General features: G+C 57.6%; 13 protein-coding genes and 1 pseudogene. 8 read left to right on the forward strand and 6 right to left on the reverse strand.

Annotated features, from left to right (window positions below; genetic code table 11):
- The 5 genes from yidC (at position 1) to DCC27_RS09540 (ending at position 4,482) form a co-directional block, all read left to right on the forward strand.
- Positions 1-963 carry a membrane protein insertase YidC gene (yidC, locus tag DCC27_RS09520; RefSeq protein WP_110100919.1) on the forward strand — a complete coding sequence of 321 codons (963 nt, stop codon included), beginning with the start codon at positions 1-3 and terminating at the stop codon, positions 961-963.
- Entirely contained in the window at positions 960-1,523 is a 564-nt protein-coding gene (locus tag DCC27_RS09525) for a R3H domain-containing nucleic acid-binding protein (RefSeq protein WP_110110663.1), read from the forward strand. Before yidC ends, DCC27_RS09525 begins: the two co-directional genes overlap by 4 nt.
- Before the next feature lie 16 nt (positions 1,524-1,539).
- Positions 1,540-2,244 carry a 16S rRNA (guanine(527)-N(7))-methyltransferase RsmG gene (gene rsmG, locus DCC27_RS09530; RefSeq protein ID WP_110110664.1) on the forward strand — a complete coding sequence of 235 codons (705 nt, stop codon included), beginning with the start codon at positions 1,540-1,542 and terminating at the stop codon, positions 2,242-2,244.
- 43 nt (positions 2,245-2,287) lie between these two features.
- Positions 2,288-3,217, forward strand: a complete 930-nt coding sequence (locus tag DCC27_RS09535) for a ParA family protein (protein WP_110110665.1) — start codon at positions 2,288-2,290, stop codon at positions 3,215-3,217.
- A gap of 98 nt (positions 3,218-3,315) precedes the next feature.
- Positions 3,316-4,482: a ParB/RepB/Spo0J family partition protein gene (locus DCC27_RS09540; RefSeq protein ID WP_246840084.1), complete on the forward strand. Its 1,167-nt coding sequence runs from the start codon at positions 3,316-3,318 to the stop codon at positions 4,480-4,482.
- Between the two features lie 605 nt (positions 4,483-5,087).
- Here the strand turns inward: DCC27_RS09540 and trxA are convergent.
- From trxA to DCC27_RS12565, 5 genes and pseudogenes are all read right to left on the reverse strand, one after another.
- On the reverse strand, positions 5,088-5,411 hold the full coding sequence (trxA, locus tag DCC27_RS09545) for a thioredoxin (protein ID WP_110110667.1): 324 nt from the start codon (positions 5,409-5,411) through the stop codon (positions 5,088-5,090).
- Between the two features lie 29 nt (positions 5,412-5,440).
- Positions 5,441-6,394, reverse strand: coding sequence for a thioredoxin-disulfide reductase (trxB, locus tag DCC27_RS09550; protein WP_110110668.1), 954 nt, complete (start codon positions 6,392-6,394; stop codon positions 5,441-5,443).
- A 119-nt stretch (positions 6,395-6,513) separates the two neighbouring features.
- Positions 6,514-8,223, reverse strand: coding sequence for a hypothetical protein (locus DCC27_RS09555; protein ID WP_110110669.1), 1,710 nt, complete (start codon positions 8,221-8,223; stop codon positions 6,514-6,516).
- A 128-nt stretch (positions 8,224-8,351) separates the two neighbouring features.
- Entirely contained in the window at positions 8,352-10,064 is a 1,713-nt protein-coding gene (gene murJ / locus DCC27_RS09560; protein WP_246840085.1) for a murein biosynthesis integral membrane protein MurJ, read from the reverse strand.
- 374 nt (positions 10,065-10,438) lie between these two features.
- Positions 10,439-11,017, reverse strand: a pseudogene (locus tag DCC27_RS12565) (NUDIX domain-containing protein); the annotation flags it as partial.
- Positions 11,018-11,068: 51 nt separating this feature from the next.
- On the opposite strand from DCC27_RS12565, the gene DCC27_RS09570 reads away from it, so the two are divergent.
- The 3 genes from DCC27_RS09570 to DCC27_RS09580 are packed head-to-tail and all read left to right on the forward strand — an operon-like array spanning position 11,069 to position 14,876.
- Complete coding sequence (locus tag DCC27_RS09570) at positions 11,069-12,640, forward strand: CCA tRNA nucleotidyltransferase (RefSeq protein WP_110110671.1); 1,572 nt, start codon at positions 11,069-11,071, stop codon at positions 12,638-12,640.
- Positions 12,641-12,659: 19 nt separating this feature from the next.
- Positions 12,660-13,133, forward strand: a complete 474-nt coding sequence (locus DCC27_RS09575) for a DedA family protein (RefSeq protein ID WP_110110672.1) — start codon at positions 12,660-12,662, stop codon at positions 13,131-13,133.
- 9 nt (positions 13,134-13,142) lie between these two features.
- Positions 13,143-14,876, forward strand: a complete 1,734-nt coding sequence (locus tag DCC27_RS09580; protein ID WP_110110673.1) for a formate--tetrahydrofolate ligase — start codon at positions 13,143-13,145, stop codon at positions 14,874-14,876.
- Positions 14,877-14,893: 17 nt separating this feature from the next.
- On the opposite strand, the gene DCC27_RS09585 is transcribed toward DCC27_RS09580, so the two are convergent.
- The gene (locus tag DCC27_RS09585) at positions 14,894-16,003 is read right to left on the reverse strand and encodes an inositol-3-phosphate synthase (RefSeq protein WP_371682194.1); all 1,110 of its coding nucleotides are present in this window, start codon (positions 16,001-16,003) and stop codon (positions 14,894-14,896) included.
- Between the last annotated feature and the right edge of the window lie 57 nt (positions 16,004-16,060).

Here is a 16,060-nt window from a genome sequence, read left to right on the forward strand (position 1 = left end):
ATGGGCTTTTTCGATGTCATACTGTTTCCCTTCAAATGGGTTGTCTCCTGGATTCTGAGTATTTTTCACAGTTTCTTGAGCTTTTTGGGCTTGGGCTATGATTCCGGTTGGACCTGGACGCTAGCGATTGTGCTCTTGGTGATCACCATCCGCACCTTGCTCTTGCCCCTTTTCGTGCGCCAGATCAAATCCCAGCGTGCCATGCAGGCGATGCAGCCTGAAATTAAGAAACTCCAGCAGAAGTACAAAGGGAAGAAAGACCAGCTGTCGCGTCAGGCGATGGCTATGGAGCAGCAGGCGCTGTTCAAGGAACATGGGACCAGTCCATTCTCAGCCTGTCTGCCCATGCTTGTTCAGATGCCATTCTTCTTCGCGCTATATCAGGTACTTAACGGGGCATCTCATGCAGCGGCAAACGGCGAGAACATCGCGGCCTTGAGCCATGAGGAAATCTCCTCATTTGCCAGATCGAGCATCTTCGGCGCACAAATGCAGGACACCTTCCTGGGATCGACCGGTGAGAACCTCGACTGGTCGGTCATCATCGTGGCTGCGGTGATGATTGTCTTGATGTCTTCGTCGATGTTCTATATGCAACGGATGCTGATGAGCAAGAACATGACTGAGGCAGCGATGACCGGCCCCTTTGCGCAGTCGCAGAAGCTGATGCTGTACGTTTTGCCTTTGGTGTTCGCCATCGGTGGCATCAACTTTCCTATTGGCGTTTTGGTCTACTGGACCGCAACAAACTTCTGGGCGGTTGGCCAGCAGTTCTACATTATTCGTCGGAACCCGGCCCCTGGCTCGCAGGCGGAACGGGAGCTAAATGAACGCCGTGTGGCAAAGGGTCTTGAACCCATTGGTAAAGCAGCTGAGGAAGCGCGGGCTAAGGCCGAAGCGAAAGCAAATAAGCCGAAAGGCCAGCGCCAGCAACCTGTGAGAAAGAGTAGAAAGAAACGATGACTACTACTGAAGAACTCAATAACGCCGTCGATCCTGACGATACTCTTGATGAGCAGAGGGTCGAAGCCCAACAGACTGAAGAATCGGTCTCGACGATCGAAGAAGAGGGCGATCGCGCTGCCGATTATATTGAAGAGCTTCTTGACATTGCCGATCTTGACGGAGACATCGATATTGAGGTGCGAAATGGCCGCACCTACGTTTCTGTTGTCACCGACGGTGAAGATGACGGGTTACGGGGCTTGATTGGTGCCAAAGGCAAAGTCCTTGAAGCACTCCAGGAACTGACAAGACTGTCGGTCTTGTCGTCGACCGGCCAACGATCTCGACTCGTGTTGGATATTGCCGGGCATCGACAGCAACGCGAGGTTGAGCTTCGCTCACTGGCTGAAGACGCGATTGCTGAGATTAAGGACGGCGAAAAGGACGAAGTACATCTGAAGTCGATGTCACCCTATGAGCGCAAGATCATTCACGACGTCGTGGCTGAAGCGGGCCTAGTCAGCGCATCCCAGGGGCAAGGCTCACGCCGCCACGTGGTCATTTCTGCCGACAACTGATGAAGGATGGATCCCTATGGCCGAGGATCAGCATCATGGGCAGGTCGATTACGACACCGCCTTAGCCATCAGCCGATTGAGTGAACAACCGCAATGGATTCAAGGTGCTGTGCGGGAGATTTACGGCCAGGCGGGCGAGGTTGCCCAGCGTTATGTGAATCATCTGGTGACGACGGGTGTTGAATGGGGCCTTTTGGGTCCACGCGAAATCCCGATTATGTGGGAACGTCACGTGTTAAATTGCGCCGTTGCGCAGACATTGTTTCCTTCGGGCGCACTGGTGGCCGATGTTGGATCGGGAGCCGGTTTACCCGGTATTGCCTTAGCCATAGCCCGACCCGACGTTCAGTTTGTGCTTGTTGAACCATTAGAGCGACGGGTGCTGTGGTTAGAGGACGTGATCGGGGACCTAAGGTTGAATAATGTAGATGTGGTGCGTGCCCGGGCTGAACAGGTGGTAGATACCCTCGATGTTGATGTCGTGACTGCACGAGCCGTGTCTGCCTTGAAATCACTCATCCCATTAACTGCGCCGCTTTTGCACGGAGACGGTGAACTTCTAGCGCTCAAGGGACGTAGTGCTGCGGAGGAAATTTCGAAGGCACAGAAAGTACTTCGCACGCATCGGGCCGGGGACGTCGCAGTCCTGACCTGCGGGGATGACCTGCTTGAGATTCCCACGACCGTTGTCAGGGTAACGTTTGGGGATAGACTGGGGTAGTCAATAGAGTCGCCGTCATGGCATCGGAGTGTGAAAAGCGCGTATGAGCAATAACGATTCCTCAACGGCTGCCGAGTCGCAATCCTCGGCTACGCCGCTGGCTGCTGAGATCGCATCCGAGGCGAAACGACGGCAACGTTTGGACTCCAAGAAGATTCCGAAGCCCGGGCGCACACGTATTCTGACTGTGTCCAATCAAAAGGGCGGCGTTGGAAAGACGACCACCACGGTGAATCTTGCCTCCGCATTGGCACGTGGCGGTATGAACGTCATGGTGATTGATGTGGACCCCCAGGGCAACGCGTCAACTGCTCTGAACGTGGAGCATTCACAGGGTACCGACTCCATCTACGATGTTCTTATTAATGACTTTGAGCTGCACGAAGTGGTTCAACAAAACCCAGAAACGGATTCCTTGATCGTAGCCCCGGCCAGCATCGATCTGGCTGGTGCGGAGATCGAACTAGTGTCATTGGTCGCCCGAGAGCATCGGCTGGCTAGAGCGCTAGCGCGGTATCTCAAATACCGGAAGAAAAAAGACTTGCCACGGCTTGACTACATCTTCATCGACTGTCCTCCTAGTTTGGGATTGTTGACTGTCAACGCTTTGGTGGCAGCGAAGGAAGTTTTGATCCCTATCCAAAGCGAGTATTACGCCCTTGAGGGTCTATCGCAACTGACCAAGAACATTCAAATGATTCAAAAGCATTTGAACGAAGAACTCGAAGTGTCAACTATTATGTTGACTATGTACGATGGTCGCACCAATTTGGCGATTCAGGTCGCGGAAGAGGTTCGCGAGTTTTTCCCGGATCAGGTGCTTGATGCTGTGATTCCGCGTAATGTTCGGATATCCGAGGCACCCAGTTTTCAGCAGTCTGTGATGACTTATGATCCTGCTTCGTCAGGTGCTTTGAGTTATCGAGAGGCTGCTCTCGAGATTGCTGAACGTGGGCGTAAGCAAGGTCGTTAGTATCGCGTTATCTTGTTGTTTGCCTCGTGCCGAGGCTCCTTCTCTGTGGCGTGTACGCCGTTTCACGTGGAACGGGTACCATATAAGGGGAGGTTATCGTGAGTACAAAGAAGAATAAACGCGGTCTTGGTCGGGGTCTGGGCGCTCTTATCCAACCCGAGGTGGGGCCAGTTAATGCTGAAGACAGCACGGAGAATGTGTCTCAACCGGCAGAGAAACTGTCCGAGGAGGATAGCCAAGGCGCTCCTTCTGGTGGTACCAATGCTCAAGCGGGGAACACTGGTGTAGCAGCCGGTACCCGGTCTCGTCCCTCAGACCTCTTCTTCGAAACATCTAGAGAGCAGGGTCAGGATGAACGCAGAGATCGATATCGTCGTCCAACGATGCCAAATCCTCTAGCGGCACACCGGGAGACGACAGGGAGTCAGAGGACGGGTTCGCTGGACGGCGAACAGATGGTTCCTGTATCAGATAGTCGTCTAGTTTTGCTTGACCTAGAGCAAATCACACCGAATAGACAGCAGCCACGCCAGGAGTTTGACGAAGATGAGCTTCAAGAGCTGGTCGCATCGATTCGTGAAGTGGGCGTGCTACAACCAATTGTTGTGCGTGAAATTGGTGAGAGCACGTATGAGTTAATCATGGGCGAACGTCGCTTCCGTGCTTCCCGCCTTGCGGGATTGTCGTCTATTCCTGCGGTTATCAGGGATGCAAGTGATGACCGTATGCTCGTGGAAGCGCTCGTAGAGAACATTCATCGTAGCGACCTAAATCCACTGGAAGAGGCTGCAGCCTATGAGCAACTGTTGAAAGACTTTGGTTGGTCTCAAGAGCAACTGTCGAAGAACATCGGAAAGTCGCGTCCAGCAATTTCCAACAGTCTTAGGCTGATGCAGTTACCGGCGTCAGTACAGTCTAAGGTGGCGGCCCGGGTCCTGTCTTCGGGTCATGCGCGCGCTCTATTGGGTGCTGAAGATCCAGCTGTGATGGAAACAATTGCTGACCGAGTGGTTTCTGAGGGGTTGTCTGTTCGGGCCACCGAGGAGCTCGTGAGTCTCTATCGTTCTCGTAAGCCTCATGCTCGTCGAAGCGTTTCACGTGGAACACAGACATTCGATGATCTCGCTGCTATGTTCTCTGACGAATTGGATACGACAGTAGACATTCGGTTAGGTGCTAAGAAGGGTCGGATCTCCATCGATTTCGCCTCGGTAGAAGACCTGAACAGGATCATGGCGCTGATCCAGCCTTCACAACGTCAATAGCCGAAGAGTTTTGGCGAGGCCTGACCCGTACGGTTGGGCCTCGTTTTGTTTCACGTGAAACACGGCTCCCCATGTGGTACATGACTTCTGAATGCGAACCCTCTCTTCGAGATCACAGGTGCATAGACGCCACGGTGCTGTCGCAGTTGATACCATCGGCGATGGCTGAGAGCGTGATACTGACTGGTCCGGATACATAAGTTCCACGTGAAACATTGCGTCCCGAGTAGACAGTCATGCTCGTGGGTACTCCTGGTTTGACAACAAATTTCACATTCAGCAAGAACCCGGCTAAGGGTAAAGCGAGCCGTGCGACATCAATGAGCTACAGCGTAAGAGCATGCGGTAAGAAAGGTGGCATTCCAGACGGGACAGTTGCGTGTATGAGGACATGCAACCTCGTGGTCAATGATTGTGTCTCCAATCCTACGAAAAGAGGATGATTGTGCATCGGACTAGGCGTATGAGTTAGTTCGTACTCCAGGTGATTTAGCAAGCCTGATTGGACTTCCACAGCTGCGAACCGATAGGTGAGCACAGATCGTAAAAAAAGAAGACGGTGGTTTCACGTGAAACCACCGTCCCGGGTAAAACGCGGTATATTCTTATTTCAGAAGGTCCGCAAATTCAGACTCGAGTGCAGGCTGTGGCTTCGCACCGATCGAGGTGGCGACCTTCTCCCCATTCTTAAAAGCCATCACCGCAGGGATGCTGGTAATGCCGTACTGCGAGGCAACTTGGGGATTGTCGTCAACATTGAGCTTTGCAACGGTAATTTTATCCGCGTGCTCTTCTGCCATCTTCTCCAGAACGGGAGTCAGCATCCGGCACGGACCACACCATTCTGCCCAGAAGTCGACGAGTACAGGTTTATCGTTCTCGAGGACTTTCTCCTGAAAGTCTGCATCGGTAACGTTGATAGTTGCCATTTCAACTCCTAAAGGTTGATAACTAAGTATTAGCCTAGATTTATAAGGTAGTGTTCAACATCTTGTGCTGCTACACAGCCGGTACCGGCGGCCGTGACGGCTTGGCGATAGGTAGGGTCGATGACGTCTCCGGCGGCAAACACGCCGTCAATGTTGGTCTGGGAAGACGGATGCGCAACCTTGATCGTGCCATCATCGTTGAGGTCCAAAACATCTTTGACGAGTTCGGTGCGAGGGTCCTGACCGATAGCGACAAAGAGGCCGGAGATATCCAGGGTTGAGCGCTGGCCAGTCTTCAGGTTTTCAATGCCGGCAGTGTGAAGTTTATCTTCTCCGGAGAGATGTGTGACTACGGAGTCCCAGATGAACTCGATCTTGTCATTTTCAAGAGCGCGCTGTGCCATGATGTGGGATGCTCGGAGTTCATCACGACGATGAATCACGTAGACCTTTGAGGCAAATTTAGTGAGGAAGAGTGCTTCCTCCATGGCGGAGTCACCGCCGCCGACCACAGCGACTTCTTGATTGCGGAAGAAAAAACCGTCGCAGGTCGCACACCAGGAGACACCAAAACCGCTCAGGCGTTGTTCGCCGTCAATCCCAAGGTGACGATAAGCGGATCCCGTGGCAATAATTACGGTACGCGCACGGTAGCTGTCCCCATTACCGAGTGTCACGACCTTAGGATGGGATGCCAGATCGACATGTACCACATCCTCATACTGAATATCAGCGCCGAAGCGGCGGGCCTGGGCCTCAAAATTGGCCATCAGTTCTGGGCCCAAAATCCCATCGGGGAAACCAGGGTAGTTTTCAACATCGGTGGTGTTCATCAGCTCGCCACCGGCGGTGACTGATCCAGTGAAAACCACAGGGTTAAGATTGGCCCTGGCAGTATATATTGCTGCGGTGTACCCAGCGGGACCCGAACCGACGATGATCACATTGCGGACATCGTTGGCATCAACTTCCGTCACGGTGATGACCTCTACTTTCCGACATCAGCTACCGGGTTTGGTGGAAACCAACGGGGTGATGTGCGTGCACAGTCTGTTTACTCATCCAGCCTTAACGGTAAGGCAGTGACGGATATTCCATCACCCTAATTCACGGTAATTTCAGCGATATTCAGCCCATAGGGCAGATCGGGGGACGCATCGGCAGCCTGTGGCAAATCAGTGAAGTTAATAATGACATACTGCCCGGTAACCGGCTCACCATCCTCGCTCGACACCGAGGCGGTGTAGCTCGGCCCGGTAAAGGAGCCTTCTGCTACGGCAGTTCCATCAGCCGGGTTCTCAGTATCTGAGACGAGTACCTGGAAGCTTCCGCCGGATCCGCCGTTCTGGTCGATGTTGACCTCGGTGATCTCCGAGTCTTCCTCCAGTTCAACGACGAGAGCAAGATTTCGGGCGAAACCACCAAACTGCGATTGAGCAAAAGACAATGAACGCCACGAGGTCGCCGCATCACCATCGACTGCTAACGGAAGCTGGTCGTCGGTTTGGGAGCTAAGATTCGGTGAATCGGGGACCACGCGGGAGATGCCGGAAATAGACGGCGCTGGGGCCACCGGTGAGGCGTCGTCATCCGCGGACTCGCCATCTTGTGGCTCTTGCTCGCCCTGCTCGTTGGACTGGGCCGAAGACGTCGGCTCGGCCACGGGTTCCGAACCGCCACGTCCCAGGAAGGTAAACATCAGCACGACGGCGACGACGAGGACCAAGAGCAACAGGACAGCGCCAATCCATCGACCGGTCCCGCCGCCCTGGCGTTCTTCGGCGTATTCCATCGCATAGCTGTCGCCGTATCCGCCACCGGATGTGGCCGGCTGGGGTGCGGAGGCGGAACCACCGACTGTGGCGGAATTGCCCATAGCTTGGGCGACGCGTTGTTGAACATTCTGCGGTGCTGGGTCCTTAGCTGTGGGAACCTCTGATGCCTCGACACTGGCGGCGGCTGCTTCAGCAGCCGGAGCCTGACCGGCCGGTTCCTGACCTGTCTTCTCCGGGGTGTCGTCAGAGTCGTCGATCACCGGAATTGGACCGGTTTGTACCGACTCGGAGTCCGAATGGCTCACGGGTTCGGTCGGTACGGTCGATTCATCGTCTGCGTGACGCGGGCCGTGGTCAGTGTCCTGACCCCCTTGGCCCGAGTGGTCATCGTGGTCATCGTGACGTGTCGGGCCGGCACCCACACCGGCAACAGCGGCACCCGCACCGGCATCGTGGGCTGGGCGGGACGTCGTGTTGGGGTGGGGAGTGTCTCCAGGACGGACGAGCTTAGAGGGATCGTCGGTGCGATTCAACGAGTCGTTGAGGCGATCGGAGATGCGGTTGAGGAATTTCGACCGATGTGGCTGTTGCTCCCGGCTGGCGGCCACATCGGAATCTAGGCTGGAGTAGTACTCGTCATCGTCGTCGTAGGTCTGGGGCTCGTAGGACCGAGATTCACCGAAGATTTCGGATCCCAGGTTCTCGGTGTAAAAGGGCTCGACGTAGACCTCGTGGCCGGTTACCAGGGAGAGTAAGGACTGTGGGTCAGTCTCCCCGGCGGAAATCAGGTAGGTGCGGTCGTCCGACAAGCCCAGGTCCAGGACTTGAACGTCGGAGGAACGTTCTCCGGTAGCCAGTTGCCGGGCTGAGGTTGCGACCTGGGAGGCGTGATCGGGGGAGGCCACCAGAATCATTACTTCACGATTGAGTACTTGATCGAGTCCGGTAAGGATCACATCTTGCTCAGCGGTGGCCAAGACCTGTCCGGTAATCAGGTACCGTCCGCCCAGCACGTTACCTTCGTCGAGTTGTGCCACGATCTTTCCTCCAGGGTCGGGTTAAGAGTTGGTCGTGGTCGGCAGAGACCATTTATTCGACCTAATCTTCTATGGTAGTCGCACCCTGGCGACGCTGTGCGTCAATCACACGGGATTACCCCAGAGTTTTACTCGGTCGAGCGCGTGAAACGTTTGATCAAAGGGCCGAGATAGTCGTCGAGTTCTTTGACGTTGAAAGCCCGACAAGCCAGCAGATACACCGCGAGCATCACGATTCCGACCACCGCGCAGGTGATCAGTGCGGTGAGAATCGAGGCGTAGGGGAACCCACTGTGATAGCCACCCAAGAGCAACAGCACCAACGCGCCAACCAGCCCGGAGGCCACGGCCGCATACCCGGTGCGCAGGTAGGCGGTGAAGACCTTGCTCGTGTGGTACTGCCCGAACCGCTTCAGGGTCAAAAAGTGCACCATGAGGAACTGAATGATGTGCACCACCGTGAACAGTAGCGCAATCAGGTGTGCCAGGGAGGCGTTCGGGATGATCGGGGCAAGCAGATAGGCCGAGATCAGCGTGATCACCGAAGCGGTGCACTGCACGATCATGGGCACCGTGGCGTTCTCGGAGGCGTAGAACACGCGCAACAGATAGAAGTGTGCCGAGCGGAAGGGCATGCCAATGGCCAGTAGCACCAGGATTTGGCCGATTGCTGCCGCGGAGATGGGAGCGGTGTCAGAAGATCCGGAGAACAGTCGCCCGATCGGGGCAGCCAAGACGAGCACTACCATCATGGCAAACATCATCGGTACCGCGAAGCTACTCAGCCCGGCGCCGGTGGTCCACCGGGCTGCGACGGTATCGCGGTCCTGCAGGGAGCGGGTCAACCGGTTGAACAGCACCGTGGCGATCGACAGCACGAACACCGAGTGTGGGAGCACGGTAATCAGTTGCGAGACGTTCAGGGCGTAGAGGCCGGGGACGGCGGCAGCGGCTTCGGGGGTTTCGGCGACAGTGGACCGCGCCTCAGTGGCTCCGGTGACCAGGCGGTTGATGAGTAGGTTGGTGACGTTGCCGACCAGCATGGTGATGATGGTGAATCCGGCCAGCCGACCGGTGGTGCGCAATCCCATCCCGCGCCAGCCAAACTTCAGTTTCAGCCCCAGTCCCAAACGTTTCAGCGGCCACAACAGCACGAGTGCCTGGATAGCAATGCCGAGGGTGTGGCCTCCAGCTAAGACTGCCGTGTGGGTAGGGGACCAAGCGAGTAATTGGTCCTCATCCGACATTCCGGTGTAATGGCCGAAGGTGACGATGTAGGCCACAATCACCAGGATGGCCACCGCGTTATTGGCTACCGGCGCCCACATATAGGCGCCGAAGCGTCCGTGAGCGTTAAGGATCTGCCCGATGATGGCATACATCCCGTAGAAGAAGATCTGGGGCAACGTCCAGAACGCGAAAGCGGTGGCTAAGGCGAGCTTGGGTTCCGACCAGCCCAGGGTGAGCGCATTCATGATCGGATAGGCACACAGCGTGATCGCGATCGTAAAGGCCCCGATGATCAACAAGGCGAGGGTCAGGATGCGGGAGGTGTAGTCGGCGCCCCGGTCGGGTGCTTTGGCAGCCTTAATCAGCTGAGGTACCAGCACTACGTTAAAGACACCACCGGCCAGCAACATGTAGATCACGTTGGGGATGGTGTTGGCGGATTCGAAGACGTCAGCGACTAAGGCGGTGGACCCAATGGCCACGGCGAGCAATGACGTACGAACGAAGCCTAAAATTCGAGACACTAAAGTGCCGGAGGCCATGAGCGCTGAGGCTTTGGTAGCTCCGGCAGAGGATTTCGATTGGTCTTCAGGGACAGGACGCTCGCTCACCGCTGATCTTCCTGGGGTGGGTGCTGGGATGATTTCGATGGCCCAGACGGATGGCGGAAGCGTTGTACCCGCAACATCAACTCGAACGGGGTTGGTGGTGTGGTGGGCTGAGTCGCGGCATCCTGACCGGACTGACCTGGGTGATCGGCAGGGGACCGATCCTCGGTCTGCTGGCAGGAGCCTACCGTTTCGGGCCCGGCGGAGTGGTGCTGCTGTCCGGGTGTGCCGAGATTCTGTGATGTGTCGGTAGGCTCGTTGTTCCGGTCCCGAGTCGCTGGTGTGGGGCGCAGATTCTCCGGAATGAGCCCGGATGGTAGTCGGCGACGAAGCGGGATGACGCGTCGGGACCGGAATGTCACCGGTACGTGGGTAAAGTACTCTGGTAGCGCCTCTTGGGCGACTTCGACAATTCGGCGTTCATTGACGAAGCTGAGGCGAGCAGAGAGCCGTTCCAGGTCGACCCAGGCAACGTCGATGGCTTCGTGGTCGGGATCGTTCTCAATGGTCAAATTCCCGCCGGTGGCACGCAATAAGAAATGGTGCACGGTTTTGTGCACGCGGTGTCCGGGAACGGTAAACCAGTAGTCAATGGAGCCCAGCGCAGTCAGCACTGTTCCCGAGATCCCGGTTTCTTCGGCGACTTCTCGTTCGGCGGCGGCGTGGTGATCTTCTTCACCCTCCGGATGGCCCTTGGGCAGGACCCATTCCAGCCGGCCTCCGCGGTTATAGCGGGCAATGATGGCTACCTGGAGCCGGCCGAGACGTTCCCGCACGACCATGCCCCCGGCCGAAATCTCTTCCACTGTGGGCAATTGGGCATCCTCGCGCGGACGGGGGGTACGCCGTGTAGGATCGAAACGATCGATTCGTGCCGGGCGTGTGGGTTCAGCGTTTTCGGGCGTACCGGAGCCCCAGCTATTCCAGGGGCGTCGTGGTGACCGAAAACGAGACATGTTGTCCACTCTATCCCGATTACCTCATCACCGAACTGAAGCTACGACTGCATGCCCACGATTCGTCAGCGACACCAACCAACCACCCAGAGACCACGCCGAGACGATACTGTGATTCAACACCCCGACGACGCCCACGCACTCAACGCTGCACGACCGTTACCCGCTGGTTTTCCTCACGGAGCCACGGTGCCGGGGCTCGTGGTAGAACTGGGTAACATATTTCAGCAGGCCGGTTTCGAGCTGGCTCTGGTCGGCGGACCGGTGCGCGATATCTTCCTCGGGGTGACGGCTGTGGACCTGGATTTCACCACCGACGCCACTCCGGAGCAGATTACTGAGGTGTTGGGCACCTGGCCGGATGCGATCTGGGATATTGGGGCCGCGTTCGGAACCATCGGGGCCCGTAAGGCCGGCTGGCAGGTGGAGATCACCACCTACCGGGCCGAAAAATACGACCCCGAATCGCGCAAACCGCAGGTGGTCTTCGGCCACGACCTCACTGACGACTTGTTGCGTCGGGATTTCACCGTTAACGCGATGGCCCTGAAACTCCCCGACCTCGAGCTGGTTGATCCCTTCGGTGGCATTCGGGATCTGTTCGCCGGGAGACTACGAACTCCGGGCCGAGCCGAAGCTTCGTTCTCCGATGACCCGTTGCGGATGATGCGGGCCGCCCGGTTCATGTCGCAATTGCGCTTGTCGGTAGCCGATGACGTACGCACCGCGATGATCGAGATGGCCGAACGCATTAACATCATCTCTGCCGAACGGGTCCGTGATGAGCTGGTCAAGCTGATGATCGGGGCCGATCCGCGGGCCGGTTTGGAACTGTTGGTCCAGACCGGACTGGCTGAGCACGTCCTCCCCGAACTGCCGGCCCTGCGACTGACCATGGATGTCGCCCACCATCATAAGGACGTCTACCAGCACTCGCTGAAGGTGCTGGAGCAAGCCATGGAGTGGGAACCGGAGTATGTGTCGGCACCGAATTTCGTGCTCCGTTTCGCAGCGGTGATGCACGATATCGGCAAACCCGCCACCCGTCGGTTTGAGAAAAACGGGGCGGTGACCTTCCGCCACCACGATGTGGTCGGAGCAAAGATGGTCAGGTCCCGGATGAAGGCTTTGCGCTTTGATAAAGAAACCATCCGGGCGGTGGCCACTTTGGTCGAGTTGCACATGCGTTTTTACGGGTACGGAGATGCTGGCTGGGGTGATTCGGCGGTGCGCCGCTACGTGACCGATGCCGGGGACATGTTGCACCATTTGCACGCGCTGACCCGCTCGGATGTCACCACCCAGAATAAACGTAAGGCCAACCGTTTAGCTCACGCCTATGATGACCTCGAACAACGCATTGAGCAGTTGGCGGCCCAAGAAGAAATGGCGAAAATCCGCCCCGATCTCAACGGCCAACAGATCATGCAGATCCTGGGGATTTCCCCGGGACCGTTGGTCGGACGCGCCTACCAGCATCTGCTGGACTGGCGGTTGGACCAGGGCCCGCACACCGCCGAGGAAGCCGAAGCCGAGTTATTGCGCTGGTGGGAGCAACAACCCGAATCCCAGATGCAAGCGGAGCCCGAGGCTGAGTCCGAAGCGGAGCCGAGGGATGAGTGATGGAGTCTGGTACAACCCGATGTCATGGACCGCACCGTGGTTCGTGATTTGGTTGGGGCTCTATGTGGTGATCTGGGCCCGCGCCGGCGGCACCTATTTACTAGGTCGTGGCATTCGCACCGGGGTGGGTCGGACGCACACTCGGCTGGCGCGGGTATTACAGACCGAGGGGTATCAGCGCGCCGAGCGAGCGATTGACCGGTGGGGCGCCCCAGTGGTGGCGCTGAGCTTTCTAACCATCGGATTCCAAACGTTGGTGAATTTCGCCGCCGGGGTGACCCGGATGCGGTGGTTCCGTTACGTCCCCGCGCTCGCAGTGGGCGGGGCGGCCTGGGCGGCAATTTACGCCACGGTCGGGGTGGTCTCCTTCCGGGCGCTGAGCTACTTTTTCACCCGGTGGCCGGTGGCCACCGGCGTAGTGGTGGCCTTGATCGTGATCGCGCTCGTCATCTGGTTCGTCGTGAAACTCCGAGGTCGGCACAACAGCGTTTAGGCTGGAGGTATGAATGACGCTGAGATCTCTGCCACAGCCACTCTGCAACCGATTCACGCGATCGCCGAGCGGCTGGGGGTCTCAGCCGAACACCTCATCCCCTACGGCCACACCATGGCCAAAATTGATCTCACCGGTCTCGGGCTCACCGACAACGCGAATGCTCAGCGCAGTCCGGGCAAAGTGGTATTGGTCACCGCTTGCTCCCCGACCCCGGCTGGAGAAGGGAAGACCACCGTCGCGATCGGGCTGGCTGACGGGTTGAACCGCATCGGGGTCAACACGGCCCTGGCCTTGCGTGAGCCGTCCTTGGGTCCGGTTTTTGGACTCAAGGGTGGTGGCACCGGCGGCGGGTACGCCCAGGTGGTGCCGATGGATAAGATCAATTTGCACTTCACCGGTGACCTACACGCCATCTCGGCAGCGCACAACTTGTTGTGTGCCCTGGTGGATAACCACATCCACCAGGGCAATCAGCTAGGCATTGACCCGCGCACCATCACCATTAAACGGTGCGTGGATCTCAACGACCGGGCACTACGTCACACCGTGATTGGACTGGGGGGACGCACCCAAGGGGTGCCCCGAGAAGATGGTTTCGAGATCACGGTGGCGACCGAAACCATGGCGATCTTCTGTTTGGCCACCGACCGGAAGGATTTGAAGCAACGACTGTCGCAGATGATCATCGGCTACACCTATGACCAGAAGCCGGTAACCGTCGGTGAGTTGGGGCCCGAGGGTGCCCAAGGGGCAATGGCAGTATTGCTCAATGACGCACTGGACCCTAATTTGGTCCAAACGTTGTCCGGCACCCCCGCGTTGGTGCACGGCGGACCGTTCGCTAATATTGCCCACGGCGCCAATTCGGTGATTGCCACCAATACCGCCCGGGCGCTAGCCGATGTGGTGATTACCGAGGCCGGCTTCGGGGCCGATCTCGGCGCCGAAAAATTCATGCATATCACCGGCCCGGCCGGAGGGTTCAGCCCCGATGCCATCGTGGTGGTCGCCACGCTCCGGGCGCTGAAATATAACGGTGGGGTCAGCGTGGATGAAGCCAACCAGGTCAATCCGGAGGCACTGCGGGACGGGGTGGTGAACCTTGACCGGCACCTGGACCACCTAGCGCACTATGACCGTCCCGTGGTGGTGGCGATCAACACCTTCCCGGACGACACCCAGGAGGAGATAACCTGGCTGATCGACCACTGCCAGGCCCGAGGGGTAACCGCCGAGATCTGTGCAGCGTGGGGGCAGGGTGCCGACGGGGCCGAAGCCTTGGCTCGGGTGATCCGAGACCAGCTGCAGCAGACTTCCCACCAACAACACCGGCGCGAGCAGGCCGAGCAGCACGCCCCGGATCCCCTCAGTCCGCAGGCGTTGGCGGGCTTGCCTCTCCAGGAGAAGATCTCGGTGATTGCCCGCACGATCTACGGGGCTGACGGGGTGAAATATTCCCCGGCAGCACTGAAACAGTTGGGCGAGCTGGCGGGTACCCCGGCGGAGTATCTGCCCGTGTGCGTGGCCAAAACCCCGTTCTCCTTCTCTGATGACCGGACAAAACTCGGGGCACCGACCGGGTTTCAGCTCACCATCCAGCGCGTGCGGCTACGAGCCGGTGCGGGATTCGTGGTGGTCTACACCGGACGGATTATGACCATGCCCGGGCTACCGAAACATCCTGCTGCCGAGGCGATGGACGTTGCAGACTCCACCGGTGAGATTCTGAATATCTTCTAGGACCTGAGAACCGACACCTAGCGCTCAATCTCGCCACGAATAAAGGCCTCCACCAGTTCGCGGGCGTGCTCATCGCGGTGCTGGACCGGTGGGGACTTCATGAAATAGGAGGAGGCCGACAGGATCGGTCCACCGATGCCACGATCCAAAGCGATCTTGGCAGCCCGGACCGCATCAATGATCACACCGGCGGAGTTTGGGGAGTCCCAGACTTCGAGTTTGTACTCTAACGACACCGGAGCATCACCGAAGTTGCGCCCCTCCAGCCGGACGAAAGCCCACTTGCGGTCATCGAGCCACTGCACGTAGTCAGAGGGGCCAATATGGACGTTGCGGTCTTCCAGTTCGGTGTCCAGATTGGAGGTCACCGCCTGGGTCTTGGAAATCTTCTTGGACTCCAGCCGCTCGCGTTCCAGCATGTTTTTGAAGTCCATGTTGCCACCGACATTGAGCTGGTAGGTCCGATCCACGGTTACCCCGCGGGCTTCGAACAGTGCTGCCATGGTGCGGTGGGTGATGGTGGCTCCGATCTGGGATTTAATATCGTCGCCGACAATCGGCACCCCGGCCTCGGTGAACTTCTGCGACCACTCGTCGGTCCCGGCAATGAAGACCGGTAGTGCATTCACAAAGGCCACCTTGGCGTCCACGGCGGCTTGCGCGTAGAACTTATCGGCTTCTTCAGAGCCCACCGGAAGATAGGAGACCAGCACGTCGACTTCACGATCGCGCATGACCTGGGCCACATCGACTGGATCAGCGACAGATTCGGTGATGGTTTCGCGGTAGTACCTCCCGAGACCATCCAGGGTCGGGCCACGCTGGACCTGTACACCGGTAACAGGGACTTCGGCCAGGGTAATGGTGTTATTCTCCGAGGCGGTGATGGCCTCAGCAATGTCCAGCCCCACCTTGGCCTGATCGACATCAAAGGCCGCCACGAACTCCAGGTCGCTGACATGATAATCGCCGAAACGTACGTGCATCAATCCGGGTACCACATCAGAATCAGCGGCGTCCCGGTAATAGTGCACACCCTGAATCAGGGAGGAAGCACAGTTCCCCAACCCTGCGATCGCAACTCGAATTGCAGACAACGAGATACTCCTTTTGTTTTTAAACCTCATCTACTCTACGACAGCCCGGAGGTGACCGAAGAGAAACCGGCAGGTTTTTACACCCTG

Origin of the sequence: Auritidibacter sp. NML130574, from assembly GCF_003185725.2 — a bacterium.
Classification (GTDB): domain Bacteria; phylum Actinomycetota; class Actinomycetes; order Actinomycetales; family Micrococcaceae; genus Auritidibacter; species Auritidibacter ignavus.

Excerpts from the sequence above, each read along its gene's own strand:
- trxA (WP_110110667.1), bottom strand. The coding sequence starts at position 5,411 with ATGGCAACTATCAACGTTACCGATGCAGACTTTCAGGAGAAAGTCCTC.
- DCC27_RS09585 (WP_371682194.1), bottom strand. The coding sequence starts at position 16,003 with ATGAGGTTTAAAAACAAAAGGAGTATCTCGTTGTCTGCAATTCGAGTT.
- DCC27_RS09575 (WP_110110672.1), top strand. The coding sequence starts at position 12,660 with ATGTCATGGACCGCACCGTGGTTCGTGATTTGGTTGGGGCTCTATGTG.
- DCC27_RS09525 (WP_110110663.1), top strand. The coding sequence starts at position 960 with ATGACTACTACTGAAGAACTCAATAACGCCGTCGATCCTGACGATACT.
- rsmG (WP_110110664.1), top strand. The coding sequence starts at position 1,540 with ATGGCCGAGGATCAGCATCATGGGCAGGTCGATTACGACACCGCCTTA.
- yidC (WP_110100919.1), top strand. The coding sequence starts at position 1 with ATGGGCTTTTTCGATGTCATACTGTTTCCCTTCAAATGGGTTGTCTCC.
- DCC27_RS09570 (WP_110110671.1), top strand. The coding sequence starts at position 11,069 with ATGCCCACGATTCGTCAGCGACACCAACCAACCACCCAGAGACCACGC.
- DCC27_RS09535 (WP_110110665.1), top strand. The coding sequence starts at position 2,288 with ATGAGCAATAACGATTCCTCAACGGCTGCCGAGTCGCAATCCTCGGCT.
- DCC27_RS09580 (WP_110110673.1), top strand. The coding sequence starts at position 13,143 with ATGAATGACGCTGAGATCTCTGCCACAGCCACTCTGCAACCGATTCAC.